At 57.0% G+C, this 20,526-nt stretch carries 22 protein-coding genes and 1 tRNA gene; 12 read left to right on the forward strand and 11 right to left on the reverse strand.

The genetic code is table 11. From position 1 onward, the window contains the following. The first annotated feature begins 168 nt into the window (after positions 1–168). Entirely contained in the window at positions 169–519 is a 351-nt protein-coding gene (locus tag ACNPN0_RS05775) for a PadR family transcriptional regulator (RefSeq protein WP_105656651.1), read from the forward strand. Next, positions 503–1,459 carry a DUF1700 domain-containing protein gene (locus ACNPN0_RS05780; protein ID WP_448938447.1) on the forward strand — a complete coding sequence of 319 codons (957 nt, stop codon included), beginning with the start codon at positions 503–505 and terminating at the stop codon, positions 1,457–1,459. Before ACNPN0_RS05775 ends, ACNPN0_RS05780 begins: the two co-directional genes overlap by 17 nt. 61 nt (positions 1,460–1,520) lie before the next feature. Here ACNPN0_RS05780 and ACNPN0_RS05785 read toward each other — a convergent pair whose 3' ends face one another. Genes ACNPN0_RS05785 through ACNPN0_RS05795 form a run of 3 tightly spaced genes read right to left on the reverse strand, consistent with a single transcriptional unit; the run spans position 1,521 to position 4,206 of the window. Beyond that, complete coding sequence (locus tag ACNPN0_RS05785; protein ID WP_448938448.1) at positions 1,521–2,459, reverse strand: COX15/CtaA family protein; 939 nt, start codon at positions 2,457–2,459, stop codon at positions 1,521–1,523. Positions 2,460–2,491: 32 nt separating this feature from the next. Beyond that, on the reverse strand, positions 2,492–3,256 hold the full coding sequence (locus ACNPN0_RS05790) for an ABC transporter permease (RefSeq protein ID WP_448938449.1): 765 nt from the start codon (positions 3,254–3,256) through the stop codon (positions 2,492–2,494). Next, a complete protein-coding gene (locus ACNPN0_RS05795) occupies positions 3,253–4,206 on the reverse strand; it encodes an ABC transporter ATP-binding protein (RefSeq protein ID WP_133834196.1) in 954 nt (317 codons plus the stop codon). The genes ACNPN0_RS05790 and ACNPN0_RS05795 overlap by 4 nt, the downstream gene beginning before the upstream one ends. Positions 4,207–4,396: 190 nt before the next feature. On the opposite strand from ACNPN0_RS05795, the gene ACNPN0_RS05800 reads away from it, so the two are divergent. The 6 genes from ACNPN0_RS05800 to ACNPN0_RS05825 all read left to right on the forward strand — a co-directional run bounded on the left by ACNPN0_RS05800 (position 4,397) and on the right by ACNPN0_RS05825 (position 9,529). Then, positions 4,397–5,182, forward strand: coding sequence for a helix-turn-helix transcriptional regulator (locus ACNPN0_RS05800; RefSeq protein ID WP_105656647.1), 786 nt, complete (start codon positions 4,397–4,399; stop codon positions 5,180–5,182). Further along, positions 5,179–6,639, forward strand: coding sequence for a Fe-S cluster assembly protein SufB (sufB, locus tag ACNPN0_RS05805; RefSeq protein WP_133834195.1), 1,461 nt, complete (start codon positions 5,179–5,181; stop codon positions 6,637–6,639). Before ACNPN0_RS05800 ends, sufB begins: the two co-directional genes overlap by 4 nt. 2 nt (positions 6,640–6,641) lie before the next feature. After that, the gene (gene sufD, locus ACNPN0_RS05810) at positions 6,642–7,922 is read left to right on the forward strand and encodes a Fe-S cluster assembly protein SufD (RefSeq protein WP_133834194.1); all 1,281 of its coding nucleotides are present in this window, start codon (positions 6,642–6,644) and stop codon (positions 7,920–7,922) included. Between the two features lie 61 nt (positions 7,923–7,983). Beyond that, positions 7,984–8,742 (forward strand): Fe-S cluster assembly ATPase SufC, encoded by a 759-nt coding sequence (gene sufC / locus ACNPN0_RS05815; protein ID WP_105656644.1) that lies wholly within the window; start codon positions 7,984–7,986, stop codon positions 8,740–8,742. A gap of 10 nt (positions 8,743–8,752) precedes the next feature. Next, positions 8,753–9,097 (forward strand): metal-sulfur cluster assembly factor, encoded by a 345-nt coding sequence (locus ACNPN0_RS05820; protein ID WP_133834193.1) that lies wholly within the window; start codon positions 8,753–8,755, stop codon positions 9,095–9,097. 147 nt (positions 9,098–9,244) lie between these two features. Next, a complete protein-coding gene (locus ACNPN0_RS05825) occupies positions 9,245–9,529 on the forward strand; it encodes a metal-sulfur cluster assembly factor (RefSeq protein ID WP_105656642.1) in 285 nt (94 codons plus the stop codon). Between the two features lie 17 nt (positions 9,530–9,546). On the opposite strand, the gene ACNPN0_RS05830 is transcribed toward ACNPN0_RS05825, so the two are convergent. From ACNPN0_RS05830 to ACNPN0_RS05855, 6 genes are all read right to left on the reverse strand, one after another. Beyond that, positions 9,547–10,710 carry a thiolase family protein gene (locus tag ACNPN0_RS05830; RefSeq protein ID WP_332486811.1) on the reverse strand — a complete coding sequence of 388 codons (1,164 nt, stop codon included), beginning with the start codon at positions 10,708–10,710 and terminating at the stop codon, positions 9,547–9,549. Then, positions 10,707–12,146 (reverse strand): class I adenylate-forming enzyme family protein, encoded by a 1,440-nt coding sequence (locus tag ACNPN0_RS05835; RefSeq protein ID WP_448938450.1) that lies wholly within the window; start codon positions 12,144–12,146, stop codon positions 10,707–10,709. Before ACNPN0_RS05835 ends, ACNPN0_RS05830 begins: the two co-directional genes overlap by 4 nt. 4 nt (positions 12,147–12,150) lie before the next feature. Next, positions 12,151–12,732 (reverse strand): biotin transporter BioY, encoded by a 582-nt coding sequence (locus ACNPN0_RS05840; RefSeq protein WP_332728176.1) that lies wholly within the window; start codon positions 12,730–12,732, stop codon positions 12,151–12,153. Between the two features lie 45 nt (positions 12,733–12,777). Continuing rightward, positions 12,778–13,383 (reverse strand): energy-coupling factor transporter transmembrane component T family protein, encoded by a 606-nt coding sequence (locus ACNPN0_RS05845; protein ID WP_332498347.1) that lies wholly within the window; start codon positions 13,381–13,383, stop codon positions 12,778–12,780. Next, positions 13,380–14,069 (reverse strand): energy-coupling factor ABC transporter ATP-binding protein, encoded by a 690-nt coding sequence (locus tag ACNPN0_RS05850; RefSeq protein ID WP_448938451.1) that lies wholly within the window; start codon positions 14,067–14,069, stop codon positions 13,380–13,382. Before ACNPN0_RS05850 ends, ACNPN0_RS05845 begins: the two co-directional genes overlap by 4 nt. Before the next feature lie 148 nt (positions 14,070–14,217). Then, the gene (locus tag ACNPN0_RS05855; RefSeq protein ID WP_448938452.1) at positions 14,218–14,934 is read right to left on the reverse strand and encodes a LysE family translocator; all 717 of its coding nucleotides are present in this window, start codon (positions 14,932–14,934) and stop codon (positions 14,218–14,220) included. 154 nt (positions 14,935–15,088) lie between these two features. Between ACNPN0_RS05855 and ACNPN0_RS05860 the strand changes: the two genes are divergently transcribed. Next, positions 15,089–15,535 carry an Lrp/AsnC family transcriptional regulator gene (locus ACNPN0_RS05860; RefSeq protein ID WP_105659214.1) on the forward strand — a complete coding sequence of 149 codons (447 nt, stop codon included), beginning with the start codon at positions 15,089–15,091 and terminating at the stop codon, positions 15,533–15,535. On the opposite strand, the gene ACNPN0_RS05865 is transcribed toward ACNPN0_RS05860, so the two are convergent. Beyond that, positions 15,532–16,749 carry an MFS transporter gene (locus ACNPN0_RS05865; protein ID WP_105659215.1) on the reverse strand — a complete coding sequence of 406 codons (1,218 nt, stop codon included), beginning with the start codon at positions 16,747–16,749 and terminating at the stop codon, positions 15,532–15,534. The two genes, ACNPN0_RS05860 and ACNPN0_RS05865, sit on opposite strands and share 4 nt — an antisense overlap. A gap of 293 nt (positions 16,750–17,042) precedes the next feature. Between ACNPN0_RS05865 and ACNPN0_RS05870 the strand changes: the two genes are divergently transcribed. Continuing rightward, positions 17,043–18,755, forward strand: coding sequence for an FAD-binding dehydrogenase (locus ACNPN0_RS05870; protein ID WP_448938497.1), 1,713 nt, complete (start codon positions 17,043–17,045; stop codon positions 18,753–18,755). 80 nt (positions 18,756–18,835) lie between these two features. Here ACNPN0_RS05870 and ACNPN0_RS05875 read toward each other — a convergent pair. Next, a tRNA-Arg gene (locus ACNPN0_RS05875) sits at positions 18,836–18,909 on the reverse strand. 126 nt (positions 18,910–19,035) lie between these two features. Between ACNPN0_RS05875 and ACNPN0_RS05880 the strand changes: the two genes are divergently transcribed. Together ACNPN0_RS05880 and ACNPN0_RS05885 are read left to right on the forward strand one after the other, a co-directional pair. Then, entirely contained in the window at positions 19,036–19,911 is an 876-nt protein-coding gene (locus ACNPN0_RS05880) for a CPBP family intramembrane glutamic endopeptidase (protein WP_400342454.1), read from the forward strand. A 91-nt stretch (positions 19,912–20,002) separates the two neighbouring features. Further along, positions 20,003–20,452 (forward strand): single-stranded DNA-binding protein, encoded by a 450-nt coding sequence (locus ACNPN0_RS05885; protein WP_105659229.1) that lies wholly within the window; start codon positions 20,003–20,005, stop codon positions 20,450–20,452. Positions 20,453–20,526 lie beyond the last annotated feature (74 nt).

Genomic DNA, 20,526 nt, shown 5'->3' on the forward strand with positions numbered 1-20,526 from the left:
AAATGAAAATGGATTCCAGGAAGGGCCGCTTTTCTGCGTTCGAGCGTAGTTGCCCTTCGCATCGGCCAATGCATGCGCACTATGCGTTTAGGCAGAAATTACTCTCATCGTGGGAAATAAGACTAGATCTTGCTATGCAAGTCTTGCTACGCAAGGTATGGTTATCGCATGTCCGATCAACGCGAGAAAATCGCCACGAATATACGCAAGGGCGTCCTTGAGTACTGTGTGCTGGCTTCGTTAGCCAGCGGAGATAAATACGGGTTGGAGCTGGCAGAAGAGCTCACCGCGCGGAAGCTTACCGCCGGCGAGGGGAGCCTGTATCCGTTGCTGGCGCGCATGAAAGCCACTGGGCTGGTAGAAACCTACTGGGAAGAAGGCGCGTCGGGACGCAAACGGAAGTACTACACCATTACCGAGCACGGGCATCTGATGGTTGGCGAGTTCCGCGGGGTATGGGAAGCAATTTCAATGCAAGTCACCGATCTACTTGGAGAGCAACATGGCATCGACAGCTGAGCAGTACAGTGCGGAAGCGTATTTGCGGGAATTGGGGAAGCTCCTGCGCGGTGCTCCAAGGGATATGGGCTTAGAGCTTCTGGAGGATGTGGCGCAGCATATCGAGGATGGCCGAGCCCTAGGCAGGGATGATGACCAAATCCTCGCCGCGCTAGGCAGTCCTGAAACTGTTGCAGCCCCTCTGATGGCCGAGTACGCGGCTCCGCAGGAGCGGGCCATCCTACGCAGGAATAGCTTGGTGCTCGGTGCGGTGGCACTGGTCCTCGGTGTCCTTGTCTCCATCATCGATACGACTCTGGCAGATACCCTGGGTGACCTGATTTTTGGCGCTTCTGTGCCAGAAGGTGAGGGCAGTAGCTACGACTCGATATATGAGCAAGGCGCATTGCAACTGCTGATCTTCGCAATATTCGGACTTGGCGTAGCGGCCACCGCGGTCATGAAGGGAAAAACGGCACGAATCTACGGCTACGCGGCGGCCTTGTGCATGACAGTGCTCGTTGCCGGATTAATTACCAGCAGTGGAATCTTCTATATCCCGTCAATGGTCGCAGCATGGATGCTAGTCGGAATCAATGGGCGTTCGTCCAAATCGGTGAATCGAGAACCGCGTTCAAAGTTGATCCGCATCATTGGTGGCACTGCTCTGCTATTGCCAGTCGTGCTCCTGGGAGCCGCATCGTTCACGAGTATCGAGCCGAACGTCGCCGTATACGCATACCTTGCCCTGGGCTTGGCCTGCGGCATCGGGTTCTTGTCCAATTCCCGGATTGCTCTATGGGCTACCTGCGCTAACGGCGCCGCCCTTCTTGCGGTTTCCACCGTGGATCAAGGCCTGCTGCTTGCGGCATTCTGGCTAGCCGGAACAGTCTATTTCTTCTTTGGACTTTATGGTTTGATGTGGTTCACGCGCCGTGGAACGGCCGGGGGACAGCGTTAAGCAACTGGGGGTTGCCTTGCACATCGAGTGCAGGGCAACCCCCAGTCATTTACTCAGGATTCTAGGAATCGTTGCGCTGGTATTCCGGAAGGATGGCAGCCCGATCCCAGACGTTTGCGGAGGCGGCAAGCAGCAAGCTCGCGCCGAGCATGTGGGAGAGTACCAGGGCGACTGGCAGCCCATTGAAATGCTGGATGTAGCCAATTGCTGCCTGGACCGCAATTGCCGCGACAAGCCACCAGATGGCGATGCGAAGCTGGATGTTTCCGCCCTGCTTGTAGGCCAGAATCAGCACCACGATGGTTGCGGCAACGAGCAAGTACACCGGAGCAGTATGCATGCGGGTTACCAGCAGCGGATCGAACAAGTGGCGCGGGGCATCGGCATCGCCTGCATGCGGTCCGGTGCCGGTCACGATAGTTCCGAATGCCACTGCGAGCAGGGAGAAGATCCATGCGGCGAAGGAGAGCTGGCGGATCGACTTGCTGCTCTGATCGAACTTGCGGTTCTTCAGTTCCTTGGCGGTGCGGTTCACCTGGAATGTTGCCATGATGACCAGTGCGCCGGAAATCAGGAAGTGCACCGAAACGACCCAAGCGTTCAGTCCGGTCCACACGGTGATGGCTCCGATGAGTGCCTGCAACGCGATGCCGGCGAGCAAGCCGATGGACAGCTTGAACAGGGTGCGGTGGGTAGGGCGCGTCTTCCAGATGGAGATCAGGAACGCGACAGCGATGACCAGCAGGACAAAGGTCAGCAGGCGGTTGCCGAACTCGATGATTCCATGGATGCCCATTTCCGGGACAGGGGTCATCGAACCGGGAACGCAATTGGGCCAGTGGGAGCAGCCGAGGCCCGAATTCGTCAAGCGTACGGCTCCACCGGTGACGATAATGCCAATCTGCGAGATCAGGGATGCGATCGCGAGACCATGCACGAGGCGAGTGACCTTCGTGGGCAGTTTATCGGCCCAGCTCTGGGTGGCTTGGGCTGAAGACATTGAAATCTCCCTTTTCGGAATTTGGGTGGTGGTCAGCTCCATTTGAACAGCTTGATGGCTGCAAAGGAGCCAACTGCTGACCAAAGGATCAAGAAGATAAGGCCAGCAATGCTGAACTGGCCGTGGATCAGGGCATCGCGCATGGCATCGCCCAGCGCTGCCGATGGCAGCGCATTCAGGGTTGGCTGGGCCCAATGAGGGGCCATGCTCAAGGGGTAGAGGACACCGCCGGCACCGGCCAGCAGGATCCAGGCAAGGTTGGTGATCGCCAACGTCGCTTCAGGGCGGACGGTGCCGGCAATCAGCAGGCCTAGCGCGGTAAACGCGGCTGCGCCCAAGAGCAGGAAGAGTATAGCCGGAGCAATGCCCCAAGGGTTCGGATGCCAGTCCAGGAACAACAAGGAGACAGAGCAGATTAAGACGACCTGGATCAGCAGGACCGACAGCACGGCAATGACCTTGCCGAAAATCAGTCCGGTTTTCCCCAGCGGCGTAGTGGAGAACATGGTCAGCACGCCATAGCGGCGGTCAAATCCGGTGCCAATTCCCTGCCCGGTGAAAGCCGTCGAAATGACGCACAAGGCCAAGACGCCAGGAACGGCGGCATCAATGCTGCGGTCTGCGACATCCTTGACCAGATCGGTCAGGGTGAGCACGAAGAGCGCAATGAGCGGCATGACAACAGCGAGAATGAGCTGTTCGCCATTGCTGAGCATCTGGATGGATTCGTATTTACCCTGGTTCAGGATTCGGCGCAGTGGCGAGACAGCATTGGAGCGTGCCTGTGTTTGGCTCATGCCCTTCCCTCCTTCTGTGCGATTTCAAGGAAAACGTCTTCGAGGCTTCGTGACTGCAAGTTGAGCTCGGTTGGCAAAATGCCCTCCTGGAGCCACCAATGGGTTAGCCAGTTCAAGTGTTCGGGGGAGTTGACCCCGTCGAGCCGGTATTGGCCGGCTCCGGTCTCCTCCAGGTGCAATCCTGCCGGTGGTTCAGGTAGGCGCAGCCCTGCTGGGGCGGAGAAGGACACCGGGCGGGTGTCCTGGTCTTCGGCAGCGCGGGCCGTCAGCTCGGCCACGGTGCCTTGCGCCACGGTGCAGCCCTTGTCGATGATGTAGACGTAGTCGCTGAGGCGTTGCGCGTCATCCATGAGGTGGGTGGTGAGGATGATGGCCTTTCCTGCATCGCGAAGTTCGGCAATGAGGTCGAAGACTACCTGGCGGGACTGCGGATCCAGCCCAGCACTTGGTTCATCGAGGAAGAGCACTTCCGGATCTCCGGCCAGCGCCAGGGCCAAGGCGACGCGCTGCTTCTGGCCACCAGAGAGACGGCGGATCGTGCGGGTGCCAAATGATTCGAGATCCAACCGTGTGATCAACGCATCAATATCAATGGGCTTCTGATAGAGGGAAGCGACGTGCCTCAAGAGCGGAACCGGTCGCATTGAGGGTGGCAACCCTCCGTCTTGGAGCATGACTCCGACGCGGGAACGCAATTCGGGATTGTCGCCGAAGGGGTTCTGGCCCAGGAGTTCGACGGTTCCGCCTTCGGGCTGAAGCAGCCCCTGGGCACAAGCGAGGGTCGTGGATTTGCCGGCTCCGTTAGCTCCTAAAAGCGTGGTGACCTGACCCGGATAAGCTTTTAGGGACACCGACTCCAGGACTCGCAACATGCGATTGTCCAAGGCGGGGACTGGACCTAAATCTTTAGCCAGCTCGTTGATGACAAGGCTGGGAGTTACAGAAGACACTGAAACATTCTACGACATGTCGAACTGGCTGAGCTGAGTGTTTTGTCACCAACCCTCGAGTTCCGTTGAGGTGGGCGGGACAATGGGAGTGTCAGAGGTTCGATTCAAGTAACGCACTAGTCGGGCAAGCATGTCCTTAGTAAGTCCTTCCTTACTAGACCTAGAGCAAAAATTTACGCATGATTGTGTTGTGTATTCATCAAATTCAGAATCAGCTAGTGGCTCCACTGCCGCGACAGTTGGCGCAGTTGGGGATACCGAGGAGCGTACGCGCGACCGCGTCCTGTACGCAGTACTCGAGGACGGGCCGGTCAGTGCTGCCGAGCTTGGAAGCAAGCTGGGCTTCACGCCTGCTGCGGTCCGCCGTCACCTCGACGCGCTCTCAAAATCGGGACTCGTAGAGGTGAAACTGGTAGCCAACCAGAAAACCGGTGCTGGACGTCCGTCGCGTCGCTACGTGCTTTCGCACCGCGGGCAGACGAAGTTGGGCAACGATTACCTGGAGATTGCTTCCGACGCATTGAAGATGCTCGGCGATGCGGCCGGAGAGGACGCGATTCGCAAGTTTGCGCGTAACCGCTTCGCATCAATGGAAGACCGATACGCCAAGGCGCTGGTCGGCGTTGAAGGGCTGGAAGCACGAGCCGAGGTGCTGGGCAATTTGCTCAGTGCAGATGGATTCGTGGGATACACCCGAAAAGTGGATACCAAAGTGGCAACTGCCCTGATGCATAGCGTGCAGCTATGCCAGGGACACTGCCCGATACAAGACTTGGCACGAGAGTTTCCAGTGTTTTGCGACATGGAAACGGAAATGTTCGCCCGCTTGCTAGGCGTCGACGTCCGACGACTGTCGACCTTGGCCGGTGGAGGACACGTGTGCACGACCCACATCCCTGTGGGGCGTGAAAAGGCGCCAATGCGCGCTGAGAAAAGAACTCGAATTCAGTTCACGAAGCAGGAGAGGCCGCGATGACGGATCAGATTGCACAGGAGTCTGCCGACCCGGGTGTAATTTCCGAAATTCTGGAGAAGAACCCCGAACTCCACGGAATCGGCAATTACGAATACGGCTGGTCAGACAAGAACGACGCGGGTGCAAATGCGCGCCGTGGCGTCGACAAGGACGTAGTGGCGAATATTTCCGCCCTGAAGTCCGAGCCAGAATGGATGCTGGAGCGTCGCCAGAAGGCGCTGAAGTACTTCGATCGCAAGCCAATGCCTACCTGGGGTCCAGACCTCTCGGGTATTGATTTCGACAACATCAAGTACTTCGTGCGTTCCACCGAGAAGCAGGCGACCTCCTGGGAAGAACTTCCAGAAGACATCAAGAACACCTACGACAAGTTGGGTATTCCAGAGGCTGAAAAGCAGCGTCTGGTGTCCGGCGTTGCCGCCCAGTACGAGTCCGAGGTTGTCTACCACCAGCTGCGTGAAGACCTTGAAGCCCAGGGCGTCATCTTCCTTGACACCGACACTGGACTGAAGGAGCACCCGGAGATCTTCCAGGAGTACTTCGGCTCGGTCATTCCAGCGGGCGACAACAAGTTCGCTTCGCTGAACACTGCCGTGTGGTCCGGCGGCTCGTTCGTGTACGTCCCGAAGGGCGTACATGTGGAGATCCCGCTGCAGGCTTACTTCCGCATCAACACGGAAAACATGGGCCAGTTCGAACGCACCCTGATCATCGCTGATGAGGGCTCCTACGTTCACTACATCGAGGGTTGCACCGCACCGATCTACCAGTCGGATTCGCTGCACTCTGCCGTTGTGGAAATCATCGTGAAGAAGGACGCCCGCGTTCGCTACACCACGATCCAGAACTGGTCGAACAACGTCTACAACCTGGTGACCAAGCGTGCCGTCTGCGAAGAAGGCGCCACCATGGAATGGGTCGATGGCAACATCGGCTCGAAGGTCACCATGAAGTACCCAGCCGTTTACCTCGTTGGCGAACGCGCCAAGGGTGAGACCCTGTCCATCGCCTTCGCCGGCGAGGGCCAGCACCAGGACACCGGATCCAAGATGGTCCACATCGCTCCGAACACCTCTTCGGCCATTGTGGCCAAGTCGGTGGCTCGTAACGGTGGCCGCTCGGCTTACCGCGGCCTGGTCCAGGTCCAGGAAGGCGCCAAGGGCACCAAGAACTCGGTGGTCTGCGACGCGTTGCTGGTCGACCAGATCTCGCGTTCGGATACCTACCCGTACATCGACGTCCGCGAGGACGACGTAACCATGGGCCACGAGGCGACCGTCTCGCGCGTTTCCGAAGAGCAGCTGTTCTACCTGATGTCCCGCGGCATGGCCGAGGACGAGGCCATGGCAATGATCGTGCGCGGCTTCGTTGAGCCAATCGCACGCGAGCTGCCTATGGAGTACGCGCTGGAACTGAACCGCCTTATTGAACTTCAGATGGAAGGATCGGTCGGCTAAGAATGTCGGAGACCACCACCCATATCCCAGCAGAGAAGGCGCGCATCGGCGCACCATCGATTCCTGGTTTCACCGAAGAGGGCGAAGACCTTTCGCCGATCAACGACAACGACAGCTCGCCGCTGGCCGGTGCCTCCACCAAGGCGCACAGCCACGGCGGCGGAGTTGGAGTTCCCGATTCATCGCGTGCCGGTCGACTGACCAGCACCAATGTAGATGACTTCGCCAAACTGACCGGTCGTGAAGAGGACTGGCGCTTCACCCCGCTCAAGCGCCTGAAGGGCCTGCACAGCGATGACCTCACCGGCGCGGCTCCGAAGATAGAGCTCGCCGGCAACGGAATCGCCAAGCTGTCGGTTGTTCCGGCTGGCGACGCGCTGAACGGTGTTGCGCATACCCCGGATGACCGCGTGTCGGCCAACGCTTGGAAGTTCGCTTCCGAGACCCACGTTGTGACGATCCCGAAGAACGCCGAAGGTGCCAACGCAACCCTGCGCATCACCGGCGAGTCGCTGGCAGCGGCGGCTCAGCACCTCATCGTTGTTGCCGAGGAAAATTCCGAGGCTACTGTTGTGCTGGACCACGTCGGTTCGGCAGTGCTGGCACAGAACGTCGAGTTCGACGTCCAGGCCAACGCCCGCTTGACCGTGATCTCCCTGCAGGCTTGGGAAGATGACGCCGTTCACGCTTCCTCGCAGCAGGCGCTGGTAGCTGCTGGCGCTTCGTTCAAGCACATTGTTGTTTCCTTCGGTGGCGACCTGGTTCGCGTGAACCCGTCGGCTCGCTTCACCGGCGAACGCGCTGAGATCGAGCTCTACGGCTTGTACTTCGCAGATGCCGGCCAGCACCTGGAGCACCGCTTGTTCGTTGACCACGCTGTGGCCAACTGCAAGTCGAACGTGCTGTACAAGGGTGCGCTGCAGGGCAAGGACGCACACACCGTGTGGGTTGGCGATGTGCTGATCCAGAAGGCTGCTGTTGGTACCGACTCCTACGAAGCCAACCGCAACCTGGTTCTGACCGATGGCGCCCGCGCTGATTCGGTTCCGAACCTTGAAATCGAAACCGGTCTGATCGATGGTGCTGGCCACGCATCGACCACCGGCCGCTTCGACGATGAGCACCTCTTCTACCTGATGGCTCGCGGCATCGATGAAAAGACCGCACGCCGCTTGGTAGTTCGCGGATTCCTGAACGAAATCGTTCAGCAGATCGGCGATGAGGCTCTGCAGGAGCGACTGACCGACACCATCGAAGAAGAATTGGCTGCTACCGAGAACTAGGTAGTGCTCGCTTCACCAGCTTTTTAGCCTTAGCGCTTTTTAGAAAGAAACGGAACGACGTATGTCTACTCTGGAAATCAAGGACCTGCACGTCTCGATTGACACCGAGCAGGGCGAGAAGGAAATTCTCAAGGGTGTAACCCTGACCATCAAGACCGGCGAAACCCACGCAATCATGGGCCCTAACGGCTCGGGCAAGTCGACCTTGGCTTCGACCATCGCTGGCCACCCGCGCTACAACGTCACCTCCGGCTCCATCACCCTCGATGGTGAAGATGTCCTGGAGATGAGCGTCGACGAGCGCGCCAAGGCTGGCCTGTTCCTGGCTATGCAGTACCCGGTAGAGGTACCAGGCGTAACCATGACCAACTTCCTGCGTACCGCCAAGACCGCCATCGACGGCGAAGCTCCAAAGCTTCGTACTTGGACCAAGGACGTCAAGGAAGCTATGAGCAAGCTGAAGATCGATGCCGACTTCGCTGGCCGTAACGTCAACGAAGGCTTCTCCGGTGGCGAGAAGAAGCGCGTCGAGATCCTGCAGCTGGAACTGTTCAAGCCCAAGTTCGCAGTGCTGGACGAGACCGACTCCGGCCTGGACGTCGACGCTCTGAAGGTTGTCTCCGAGGGCGTTAACCGCGCACAGGACGAGAACGAAATGGGCACCCTGCTCATCACCCACTACACCCGCATCCTGCGCTACATCAAGCCAGAATTCGTGCACGTGTTCGTGGATGGCCGAGTTGCAGAACAGGGCGGCCCGGAACTGGCTGACCGTCTGGAAGAAGAAGGCTACGACCGTTACCTGAACGTCAAGGCCTAAGGTTACAATCATGAGCGAATCGACCGAACAGAGCACGGGAGCCGCTACGACTCCTCTGGAAGACGTTGAGGAAGCGCTCAAGGACGTCATTGACCCTGAACTGGGTGTCAATATTGTCGACCTGGGTTTGCTGTACGGCCTGAAGTACGCGGATGACGGCGTACTCTTGCTGGACCTCACACTGACAACCGCCGCTTGCCCGCTCACCGATATTATCGAAGAGCAGGTCGGCCAGGCGCTGGAGAGCGTTGTGGACGACCACCGTTTGAACTGGGTCTGGATGCCGCCTTGGGGTCCAGAACGAATCACCGATGACGGTCGCGATCAGATGCGAGCCCTGGGCTTCAACATCTAATTTAGGCTGTTTCAAGCAGAACCGCTTGCTCCCTACGGGGGTGAGCGGTTCTGTTCGTTAACGCCCGAGGGGCCTGCATTCCTTCTGGTATCTCGTGGAAGAGCCGAAAGGGAAAGGGGTACCCGGGGCAGAATCGGGGAGCAGCGCATGTCCGAAGCCGCAAATGGTGCACATGAGAGCGCAACGTGGCCGATCGCAGAAATCGACGAAGCACCCAAGGACGTGAATGACCTCGAGCTGGGAGTCAACATTGTTGGCCTGGGCCTGCTTTACGGACGGTGTTTCGACGGCGATTCAGTCCTGGAAATCGACCTGACGTTGACGACGCCTGCCTGCCCGCTGACCGATCTACTCGAAGCGCAGATTGATGAAGTGCTGAAGAACCTTGTCGACGGCCGGAATCAGATGCAGGCCTTGGGGTTCAACATCTAGGCCAATGCCCCAAGGGCTCAATGCGGTACTGACTCGAAAGCAAACGCGCTTCCGGTGCCACCCGCGGCGGCCATGAGCGCGATCGCCCTTTGCCCAGGTATCCGAGCCTGGTTGGCCTGCCAGAACAGCCGAGTCGCAAGAATCGCGCCGCTAGCACCGTAGGGGTGTCCCAACGCCAAGGCCCCGCCACCTTGGTTCACCGTCACCTCGGTGATCCCTAGCTCATCGAGGCATGCCAGGGCCTGGACCGCAAAGGCTTCGTTGAACTCGATCAGTGGAGTGCTGGAAGCAGCAGCGGATGGCAGCAGGCCGATGAGCTTGCGGTACGCCGGTACCGCCGCCATGCCGAGAATGCTGGGATCGCAAGCACCTGAAGCAGAAGCAAGGTAGCGCATTGCGAAGGTTGGGTTCAGTCTCTGGCGCATTTGTTCGCTCACCAAGATTACCGCAGCTGCACCATCGTTAATCGGGCAGGAGTTTCCCGCAGTCACGGTGCCACCGGGTAGGAATGCCGGCTTGAGCGCAGCGAGCTTGCGAAGTGTCAGTCCGGGCCTGGGGCAGGTGTCGGCCGCTACTTGCCCGTTGCTTGTATCCACGGTGACAAGCTCGCGATCAAAGAGTCCAGCCGCTTGAGCGCGCAGCGCACGCTGGTGGCTCTGCAATGCGAAAGAATCTTGCCGCTCTTGTGCAATGCCGTAGGACTGGGCAATATTCTCCGCAGCTTCGCCCATTTCGGGGTCCGGGTCCCGCTCTGGAGTGAATCGGGCACGCGAGTAGAGGCGCGGAGGCTGGATTACGGAGGTTTGCTTTTCAACCCGCCATGGCGCGGTACTCACCGACTCCACGCCACCGGCCACCACGACATGCGCTTCACCGCAACGTATCATCCGCGCAGCGGCGGCAATTGCGTCCAGTCCACTGGCGCATTGGGCATCGATGCTGGTCGCGCTGACGGTCTTGGGCAGCACCGACGCCAAAGCAGACACTCGCGCTATATTTCCGCCCGGTCCCGCCGCATTGCCGGCAAATACGTGGTCTACATCCGCAGGGGAGATGCCGCTTCGATCTATTAGCGCGTTGATCACCCGAGCCAGCAGTTGGTCTGCGGTAATGCGGGAATACTCCTTGCCTGCTCTAACGATGGGCGTGCGTGCTGCATTGATAATGAAGGCGTCATTCATCTGAGCCAGTCGCTCCGTTCAATGTTCAGATCCTGGAAGTCCAAAGCCGAGGCATTCAATTTTCCGCTGAAGGTCTCGGGCCACGATCGCAAGTAGATGATTTGGTGCGGGATCTTGTACTGGGGCAAATGCTTCTGCAGGCCGGTGAGAAGAGCGGACGGATTGCGGGGTGGCGAAACCGTGTAGGCCAGCAACCTGGCTGGTGCGCTCGATGCATCGATCCGCACTACGGCATTGGCCAGCCCCTCGGCATTAAGCGCTGCGCCCACTTCGCCCGGGTGGATATTGTTTCCGTTGAGATTCATCATCCCGTCGTTGCGACGGGACAGGACGATGCGATTTGAACCCAGGAGCTTCGCCTGATCGCCGATGCCGATCGCTGTGCCGCACCGAGCGATGACAGAGTCCGAGCTAAGGTCGTACCCCTTGGCGTTGAACGGGCTATCGATATAGAGCGAGCCAAAGCCTGAACCCGGCGTTGCCTCATGGGTGTGAGCCTGCACCCCAGGAAACAGCTGGCCGTCGAAATACGGAGTTCGCGGCTGGTTGGCCAGCCGCTCGCGATACGCGATGAGGCTGTGCTCGCTGCTCCCGAAATATTCAACGCAGCGCGCCGAGGGAGCCATCTGGTGAAGAGTTTGCATGGTCTCCTGGTCCAGGGATTCCCCGCCGCTGATGACCAATCGCAGGCTGGAGAACCGTGCCGGGTCATCCAGGGCCAGCACCTTGCCAAGAATTGTCGGTACGCTGACGATACGGGTGCAGCTGACGCGCGCCAGCAATGATGCAACGCCCTTTTGATCCCATTTTCCGGAAGCCACGAAGGTGCCGCCAGTATGCAGGGACTCGACCATCGCGTAGAGGCCCAGACCGTGGGAAATGGGACTCGGGCAAAGAGTGGAATCATCTGGCGAAGCGCCCAAGATCGTGGCGCCGGCACTCAGGGACGCTTCCCACGATGCAGCACTCCGGAGCACAGCCTTGGGACGCGATGAGCTTCCAGAAGTGCATATGATCAGCAGGTCTTCAGCGCAATGAGTCTTGGTCGCGGGCGCAATGTATTCACCGGGCTCGGGTGGCTCGGGCGGCAAGGCGAATCTTGGGACGCCGGGCAAAGGCCGCGGAACCGTCGATTCAAGCACAAAATCGCATAGAAGAACTGCTGCCATGGAAGTGGCCAGATTTCCGGGCCAAGCAGGGTCAATCACCACCAATGTCTTGCCACTGCGCGCGATCGCATAAAAAGCGATGGCCATCTCAATCGGATCGCTGGTGTGCACAGCGATCCGATTGCCTGGAACGGATTCTAGCCGCTTGGCCAGAGCACCGCTTCTGCTGGCCAACTGCGCATAAGTCAGCCGGCTTTCAACCGTGAGCAGGGCAAGATGATCCGGTCGTTGATTGGCCCACCTTGCCAGTGCCTGCCACAGTTCCATCGAGCTACTTCATCAACCCGCGGTAGCTACGGTGCACGGTCAGGGCCACCAGGGTGGCGACTACGGCTTTGAGGACGTCCCCGGGCAGGAATCCGAGAGACCCCAGCAAGGATGTGCCCAGATCAAGCCCGGTAACAGCAGCGGTCCACGGAACGCCAAACAGATAGATGACGACGATTCCGCCAACGAGAGCCGAGGCCAGTCCGGACATGAATCGGGCGACCTTGTTTTCGTTGCGCAGAACCCAGTATTTGAAGAGGGCTCCAATAACGAGTGACCCGAAAATCCATCCAATGAGATATCCGCCGGTCGGCCCGAACAGGACTCCAAGCCCACCACGCCCACCAGCCAACAAGGGCAGCCCTGCCAAAGACAGGACTACGACAACCAGTGAGGCCAATGAACCTCGCCAAGGTCCCAATAAGGCGCCGGCCAGCATGACACCCAGGGTTTGCAGGGTAATGGGTACCGGGATGATCCCCAATGTAATAGGGGGAAGGAGCCCCATGGCCGCGATCATGGCGGCAAAGACTGCGACGTATACCGTATTGCGAGTTTGCGAAGTTGAGTCGGTGCGAGTTGGCATTGTGTTTCCTTGGAAGTGCGAGCGAGATGGAAGTAGCTGACGCGCTTAGCGTCGGTAAGGTGCTGAATCGTAGCCGCGGGCGTCTAACGCTTCGGCTGTCTCGTCAGCGATTTTTAGTGATCTGATAACTAATGGGACACTCACGGCCAACGGATTGTTGCCCAGACCCCGAGCATGCTGGGCTTCGCGGACTTCGAGGTATACCTTTTTCAACTCCGGAATGAACCGTATTGTCATGGACAATCCCAATGCGATTTGCGCTGGATTAGCTCCAAGGAATCGTAATGGAGAGGCAACCTGTTGGAAGAGCTCGAGCATCGCGTCAAAGCTTGTGGTGAGGCTGACGGCGTAGGCCATCAGGCACATGGTCAGCAGCCGCAGGACCGAGACCACGGCGTTGGCCCAATCGGTTTGCAGGCCGAGAAGAATGAAGACGATGCCGAGAATCATGGCCAATGAGAACAGTGGCATGCGCAGCTGCTTGAGGTCGACCCTAGCCGAAAGCAGCAGTATCGCACTGAGAATGAACAGGGGCAGCAAGACCTGCCACGAGCTAATCAAGTAAAGCCCGATGCTCAGAACCAGCAATGTCCCGAATTTCCATCCCGGCTTAACACGCGCTAGATACGAAGTATTCTTGGACGCGATCATGCGTGGCTCCATTGGCGGTAATGGGCGATTGCTTCTTCCGGTCGGCCATCGAATTCGATAGCTCCGTCGGTGACCACGAGAACGCGGTCGAAATCTTCAAGTATTTCCAAATCGTGCGTCACCACAATTGCACGTTGCGCCAGCTTGGCAATTTCGCGTTGGAAAGCAAGTCGATTGCGCAGATCCAGCATCGTAGTGGGTTCATCGAAAACAATGGTTCGTGGCCGCATGGCAAGGACGGAAGCGAGTGCGACCATTTGCTGCTCGCCGCCGGAAAGAGTGTGGCTTTCGCGACCTGCCAGATGCGAGATGTTGAGCTCTGCCAGTGTCTCATGCACGCGCAATTGGCGCTCTGCTTTGGGAATTTGCAAATTCTTCAGTCCGAACGCAATGTCTTCAGAGACCAGCGGCATGATGATTTGATTTGCTGGATTCTGGAAGACAAAACCAACATCGCGGCGGATCTGCTTTGCATGATTCCGAGTGTTCAGGTCGCCAACGTGCACGGATCCTTCAGTAGGCAAAACGAGGCCATTGATGAGCCGGGAGAGCGTACTCTTCCCAGCACCGTTTGCCCCGATAATGCCGATGCGCTGTTCGTTGAGAGTCAAGCGCACATCTTTGAGGACATCGCGCTCTTCAAAGCGGACAGTGACATTCTCAAATCGAATTGGGGGTAGTTCCACGAGTGCTCCAGCGCAAGGTTCGTAGCTTGAACGGCGGGCTCCATGATCGGACAGCCATTCATGCTTGCGTTACAGATGACCGAAGAGCCATCGATTAAGAGCATACTTGATCACCGTTCAATTGTCTTGATCAGTGTTCAATAAATTCTTATGCGACGAAGAATTGTTCGTAGACCAAGCCCAGGGCCAAGAGGATCATTATGGTTCCGGAGCACATGGTTACGATGCGTGCCGCCATGGGCCGGGAGCGAAGCAGCACCCTGGCAGCCAATGCAACGGAGAAGTACACGAGGATCGATACCGCGAAATGAGTAAGCCCAAGAGCGCCGGTTTGCAGGGAGAGGGGAAGATCCAGGGATGAGTCCAGGTACTGCGGGATGAGGGCCACATACAGCAGTAGTGCCTTGGGGTTAGTGCCGCTGGTGAGCAGGCCCTTGAGGAATTGGCCGCGTAGCGATCGATGCCGGACCTTGTCCAATAGCGCGACGGTGCTATCGGTAGGTTCGGGATTGCTCCGAGGGTAATCGCCATCGAGTGCTTCAATTTCGGAGGTAGATGGAGCATCGGCATCAAAGAACCTGGCGTTCCTGCAGGAACGCAGGGTCGCAATGCCTAGCCACAGCAGATAGACCGATCCGGCTGCCGTGAGCCAGAGGAGAAGTGACGGGGAACTCGCGACCAGGGCCGCAATTCCGCACACCAGCAATGCAGTATGAACCAGGTATCCCGAGAGCAATCCCCATACGGCTGGGCGATAGCTGGTTTTGCCCAGTGCAGAGGAAATGATGTACGCCCAGTCGGCGCCGGGCGTGCACGCCAACGTCACCGATACCAAGAGGAACCCGGTGAACTGCGAGAGATCCATTGCTTCTCCAAATCTAGAAACCTGTGCTCTGATAACAGTAAGGAAAAAATCGTGAAATGTGCTTGCCGATTCTTTGGGGATACCCGGCCCTTCGGCAAGAAAAAATTGCTCTGGCGTTAAATGGCGCAAATTATTTGTGCTGTAGTCTGATTTCATGGATGAACTAGACCGTGCGATCTTGGCCGAGTTGCAGAATGACGGACGGATGAGCGCTACCGCGGTAGCTGCAAAAGTTGGGCTATCGGTGGCTCCCTGCCATCGCCGGATCAAAGATCTTGAGCGCAGGGGAGTCATCAGCGGCTACCAAGCGGTGATTGACCCGGAGAAGGTTGGACTGGGATTCGAGGCCCTGGTTTTCGTCACGTTGAAAGACAGAGCGCAGCTTAAGCATTTTGAATTAGCAGTAGAGAGGGAAGAGCTAATAGTTGATGCGCAGCGCCTTTTCGGCGAGCCAGACTTCCTATTGCGAGTCTTTGCCAAGGATCTGCCGCATTACCAGCGTGTATACGACGAGGTCCTAGTTGATCTACCGGGCGTGGAAAAATTGACGAGCACCATAGTCATGCGAAACATCAAGGAGCGTGCGGTTCTGCCCGTCTAGGACGTCTTGTCGGACGGCTTCCGGTTGCGGGTTACCGCCGGCGTCAAGGACAACGAAATAATCAGAACTACCGCGCAAATCCATAAGGCCTGAGGTAACTTCAAGGTATCGACGACGAAACCAATAAATGGTGGACCGCCAAGCATTGCTCCATATCCAAACGCACTGACGATGCTCACCGCTTTTGGACCCAGGCGTTCTCCGCGGGAAGCAGCGATGCTCATGCCCAAGGGGAAGCCGAGCGAGCTACCGAGGCCCCACAATGCTGCACCGAGGCCTACTAGGGAGGGACTTGTGCCGGTGATGAACAAGCCGACGCCGAGAAGGCCGATAATTCCCATGATCAGGAGTGTATTTTTCGTGCCGAAGCGGTCCACAAGGCGACCGCCGACAAAGCGTCCCAGCGTCATTGCTGCGACGAACAAGGTGAACATGAGCGCGCCAATTTGATGCTTGAAACCGTGCCCGTCAACCGAAGTAACGGCAATCCAATCATTGGCCGCACCCTCGCTGAAACTTAAACCGGCGACCATTATGCCAAGCAGCAGCAAGAGTCCCATTTTGTGCGTTGATTGAATTCGGTTCTGGGGGACATCCTTGTTGATTGGAACCAAATTTTCGTTTTCCCAGCAGGTAATACCTCGATGGGCAACGTAAGCGAGAAGAAGAATGATGACCGCGACAAACGAGAAGTGCCAAAGGCTCGAGATATTCAAGGAAATGGTTGCTGTTGCCACCCCGGCGCCAATTAGGGTTCCCAGGCTGAAGAACCCATGAAGGGAAGGCATGATGCTGCGGCCGACACGACGTTCAACCTGTGCGCCGCTGACGTTCATCATGATGTCCAAACAGCCAAAAGTAAGCCCGTAAAAGAACAGGGCTACGTAGGCAAGAGTGGCTTCCTCGGTTATCGAAATGGCTATGCCCAGTACGACCAAGCATGCTGCTAATCCGATGGGCAAACAGCACAACAGGCGGCGTGTTGGAACGAATTTGCTCACCGACGGAATAAGGGAGATTCCGAGCAAAGTTCCGATGGTGCTGCAAATCAAGAACGATCCGAGGTTCAAGCCAGAGAAATCGAAAACAGCGTCGATAATGGAGAGGCGGCCTGCCCAAGTCGCAAAAGATAATCCTGCAAGAAGGAATATTAGATTGATGCTGGTGCGTTCCGTGATTCTCTGTCGCGCGAGGTGGGCGACCAGTTGGGTCATCGGGCACTGTCCCTTTCGATTTCTACAATTCCTAGAGTTTATCTCAAATTAGGGGGATAAGTTACTGTTCAGTCGGGATTCTGAGTGATTATGCGCCGCTGCACGGCTCACGATCATGACATTCACAGATTCGACGGCCGGACCAGGAAGAGAAACGGTGGTGAAGAACGAAAGTTCTCGCTAGTCAGCAGATTTCTTTGCGGAAAATACGGGTATGGTGGCATTGCCCACCGGGAAGTACGCTCGAGATGAAAACTCGTAAATTTCTTGCGTGCAGAGGTGGGATCGTGAAGTTGAGTTCCGAACAATGCGGAGTGATCATCGTGGGTGCTGGATTGGCCGGGCTGGTTGCAGCGTCCGAGGCACTTGATGCAGGACTGAGAGTCCGAATCCTGGATCAGGAAAACAGGGGTAATCTCGGCGGCCAGGCTTACTGGTCTTTTGGGGGACTGTTTCTCGTTGATACTCCTGAACAGCGCCGCTTGGGAGTTCGTGATTCTTTTGACCTTGCCTGGTCGGATTGGCAGCATAGTGCACAATTTGACCGGTTGGACGATGAGGACCTGTGGGCGCAACGTTGGGCCAAAGCCTACGTGGAGTTCGCAGCTACTGAAAAACGGTCCTGGATCAAGCAAAAAGGCATAGATCTGACTCCAGTTGTGGGCTGGGCAGAGCGCGGCGATGGTCGCGCCGAAGGGCATGGGAATTCTGTACCCAGATTTCACATCGCCTGGGGAACTGGCACCGGGGTATCGATGCCATTTGTGAATAGGGTGCTCGACGGACTGCAAACGGGACATGCCGAGTTGCTCAACCGCCACAGGGTTACTGGATTGGTGACCACTGACGGTTCAGTTACCGGCGTTCGCGGTGAGGTCTTGTCGCCTGATGACGCTCCACGCGGGCAACAGTCGTCAAGAAACGTGGTTTCGGAGTTCGAGTTTTCGGCTGAAGCAGTGGTGATTGCAACCGGGGGAATAGGCGGAAATCAGGACCTGGTTCGGAAACTCTGGCCCGACAGGCTCGGCATCGCGCCGGGGCGCATGATTACCGGCGTTCCGAATTATGTTGACGGCAGCGGCATTGAACTCTCGCAGGAGGTGGGGGCGCGTCTTGTTAACCGCGATCGAATGTGGCATTACACAGAGGGAATCCAGAATTGGAACCCAATTTGGCCCGCTCATGGAATTAGAATTTTGCCCGGTCCAAGCCCGATGTGGTTCGATGCCGAAGGGAACCGCCTTCGTCCTCCTTGCCTTCCGGGGCACGACACTTTGGGCACGTTGAAATACCTGCGCACCGATCCCACTGCGCGAAAGTACGACTATTCATGGTTCGTGCTGAATCAGCGAATTATCGAGAAGGAGTTTGCGCTGTCAGGGTCGGAGCAAAATCCAGATCTGACTAATCGGGATAAAGCCGGAGTTATCAAGGACCGGTTCTTTGGCAAGGGTGCTCCGGGGCCGGTCACGGATTTCTTGAACAAAGGTGCGGATTTCGTTTCAGCGACTACCGTCGAGGAGCTCGTGACGAAGATGAATGCAATCGCGCCGGAAGCACATATTGATCCGATGCGGCTTCACCAGCAACTAATGATTCGTGATTCGCAAACTGAAAATCCATTTAGCAAAGATCGCCAAATTCAATCTATCCGCAATGCCCGAAAGTACATCGGAGACCGTTTGACCCGAGCAGTTGCTCCGCACAGGATACTCGATCCTGCGGCGGGGCCATTGATAGCTGTGAAGCTGCACATTCTGACGCGAAAGTCATTAGGCGGACTGCAGACAGACCTATCTGGGCGAGTCCTCAAATACGACGGAACAGTTCTTGACGGGCTTTATGCGGCCGGTGAAGCTTCTGGATTCGGGGGCGGCGGGATGCATGGGTACAACGCGCTGGAAGGAACTTTCTTGGGCGGGTGCTTATTTAGTGGCCGGCAAATAGGACGAGGGCTGGCTGACAGGCTCGGCCGGAAAGGGCCTCAAGCTAGAAATGAGGCCTAACACTGGTCAAATTCCTAGATCTGGATAGATGCGAAAACCGCCGTTCACTTGTATTACCAAGTGAACGGCGGTTTATTTCGTACCCCCGGCCGGATTCGAACCGGCGACCTAGAGATTAGAAGGCTCTTGCTCTATCCAGCTGAGCTACGGAGGCATAACCGAAAATAGTTTAGCTCATTGATCACCAAAAATACGACTTGAGGCCGATAGGCTGGAGAAACGAATGTAGATCATCATCTGATTAGGAGTAGTTAAGTTGCCGAAATTGAGAATCGGTAGCGTGTTGAGCATCGTGTGCTTCTGTGTGCTAAGCGTGGTTTTAGCTTGGGCCGTAGCGTTGCCGCTTTGGATGGGAGAAGGCATAAATGATGCCAAGCTTCCAGGAATCGCCATGGCAATGATGTTTACCCCGACCATCGCTGCTCTAGTGATTGCCATTGTCGAACGCCGGCTAACGAGCTTCACCTCCGAGGTTGGGCTCTGGCCAATCAAGCGTCCGGGGAAGTTTGCCATCGCACTGGTGCTGTCCTATGTGATTCCGCTCGGGCTCATACTTCAAGCGCCCTTCATCGGAACATGGCTAGGGGTCTTCCCTGGTGATCTGCAGAATTTCACCGTACTGCGCGTTGTCTCCGGCCAGGAAGGCCCGACAATCTACCTTCTCGGACAGGCGGGGTTGATAGTTGTCGCTGGCCTCATGAATTCCTTGTTTGCTTTAGGAGAGGAGATTGGTTGGCGGGGATGGCTTTGGATTCGCCTGCAGCCTTATGGGCAACTTGTATCAATTCTTGTATCCGGCGTCGTCTGGGGGATCTGGCATGCACCATTGGTGCTTCTGGGCTACAACTATCCGATGGCTGCGGGCGCGTGGGGAGTCATGGCTATGTGCGGCATGTGTACCGTATTTGGCGCCTTTCTTGGCTGGTTGCGTACCTACAGTGATTCCGTATGGCCAGCGGCTTTGGCGCATGGAGCCTTCAACGCCAGCGTGGGATTGGTTTCACTGTTTATGGTGATGGGAGTTCCTTTGGACGCAACAAAAGCATCAATCATGGGTTGGTCCGGCTGGATCTTGCCAGGAATCGTCATAGCCGCCATGCTATTGAAAGGCGCATTCAAACCTCAATGGGCTAAAGATTTATCCACAGGCCGTTGACTTTGCGTCCGACCGGATCTTGCGGTGCGCCATCATCGGATTCAATGGCAGAAAAGGCTTCTGCCATTTGTATCCAATAGGAGGCAGTCCAATGAGCGATCTTGTGACAATCCGCGGAATTGTCGGAACGGAACCTCAACTCAGCATTACGCCCAAGGGCGTTTCTATCTTGAAATTCCGAGTCGCGACGCATGAGCGAAAACGCGATCTTGAAACAGGGCAGTGGGTCGACGGGCCGACCAATTGGTATGCGGTTTCGGCGTTCCGTGCCCTGGGAGAGAATTCCATGGAATCCCTGGGGCAAGGCGACCATGTAATGATTTTCGGAAAGTTGCAGATCCGAGAATTCGAACGAGCAGATGGCTCGCGAGGGAATAGCGCAGATATCGAGGCTTATTCAATTGGTCACGATCTGCGTTTTGGAACGAGTTCCTTCAACCGTGTACGGACAGATACCGGCGAAATGGAGCGTGTGCAGCACCCGTCACGTTCGTCCGACACTGAAGCGAGCTGGCAAAGCGAGGATGGGGAAGCGGCCTGAAGACGCGTGTTCTGGTGGTGTTTGAGGGTTTCGTGTGAATCCGGGCACCACCAACCCAAAATAGTGGTGTGTGG

The sequence above is a fragment of the Glutamicibacter sp. AGC84 genome, assembly GCF_053543575.1.

Bases quoted from the DNA above. Each gene is read 5' to 3' on its own strand.
- ACNPN0_RS05775 (WP_105656651.1), top strand. From the start codon at position 169: ATGTCCGATCAACGCGAGAAAATCGCCACGAATATACGCAAGGGCGTC.
- ACNPN0_RS05780 (WP_448938447.1), top strand. From the start codon at position 503: ATGGCATCGACAGCTGAGCAGTACAGTGCGGAAGCGTATTTGCGGGAA.
- ACNPN0_RS05785 (WP_448938448.1), bottom strand. From the start codon at position 2,459: ATGTCTTCAGCCCAAGCCACCCAGAGCTGGGCCGATAAACTGCCCACG.
- ACNPN0_RS05790 (WP_448938449.1), bottom strand. From the start codon at position 3,256: ATGAGCCAAACACAGGCACGCTCCAATGCTGTCTCGCCACTGCGCCGA.
- sufB (WP_133834195.1), top strand. From the start codon at position 5,179: ATGACGGATCAGATTGCACAGGAGTCTGCCGACCCGGGTGTAATTTCC.
- sufD (WP_133834194.1), top strand. From the start codon at position 6,642: ATGTCGGAGACCACCACCCATATCCCAGCAGAGAAGGCGCGCATCGGC.
- sufC (WP_105656644.1), top strand. From the start codon at position 7,984: ATGTCTACTCTGGAAATCAAGGACCTGCACGTCTCGATTGACACCGAG.
- ACNPN0_RS05820 (WP_133834193.1), top strand. From the start codon at position 8,753: ATGAGCGAATCGACCGAACAGAGCACGGGAGCCGCTACGACTCCTCTG.
- ACNPN0_RS05825 (WP_105656642.1), top strand. From the start codon at position 9,245: ATGTCCGAAGCCGCAAATGGTGCACATGAGAGCGCAACGTGGCCGATC.
- ACNPN0_RS05830 (WP_332486811.1), bottom strand. From the start codon at position 10,710: ATGAATGACGCCTTCATTATCAATGCAGCACGCACGCCCATCGTTAGA.
- ACNPN0_RS05835 (WP_448938450.1), bottom strand. From the start codon at position 12,146: ATGGAACTGTGGCAGGCACTGGCAAGGTGGGCCAATCAACGACCGGAT.
- ACNPN0_RS05840 (WP_332728176.1), bottom strand. From the start codon at position 12,732: ATGCCAACTCGCACCGACTCAACTTCGCAAACTCGCAATACGGTATAC.
- ACNPN0_RS05845 (WP_332498347.1), bottom strand. From the start codon at position 13,383: ATGATCGCGTCCAAGAATACTTCGTATCTAGCGCGTGTTAAGCCGGGA.
- ACNPN0_RS05855 (WP_448938452.1), bottom strand. From the start codon at position 14,934: ATGGATCTCTCGCAGTTCACCGGGTTCCTCTTGGTATCGGTGACGTTG.
- ACNPN0_RS05860 (WP_105659214.1), top strand. From the start codon at position 15,089: ATGGATGAACTAGACCGTGCGATCTTGGCCGAGTTGCAGAATGACGGA.
- ACNPN0_RS05865 (WP_105659215.1), bottom strand. From the start codon at position 16,749: ATGACCCAACTGGTCGCCCACCTCGCGCGACAGAGAATCACGGAACGC.
- ACNPN0_RS05885 (WP_105659229.1), top strand. From the start codon at position 20,003: ATGAGCGATCTTGTGACAATCCGCGGAATTGTCGGAACGGAACCTCAA.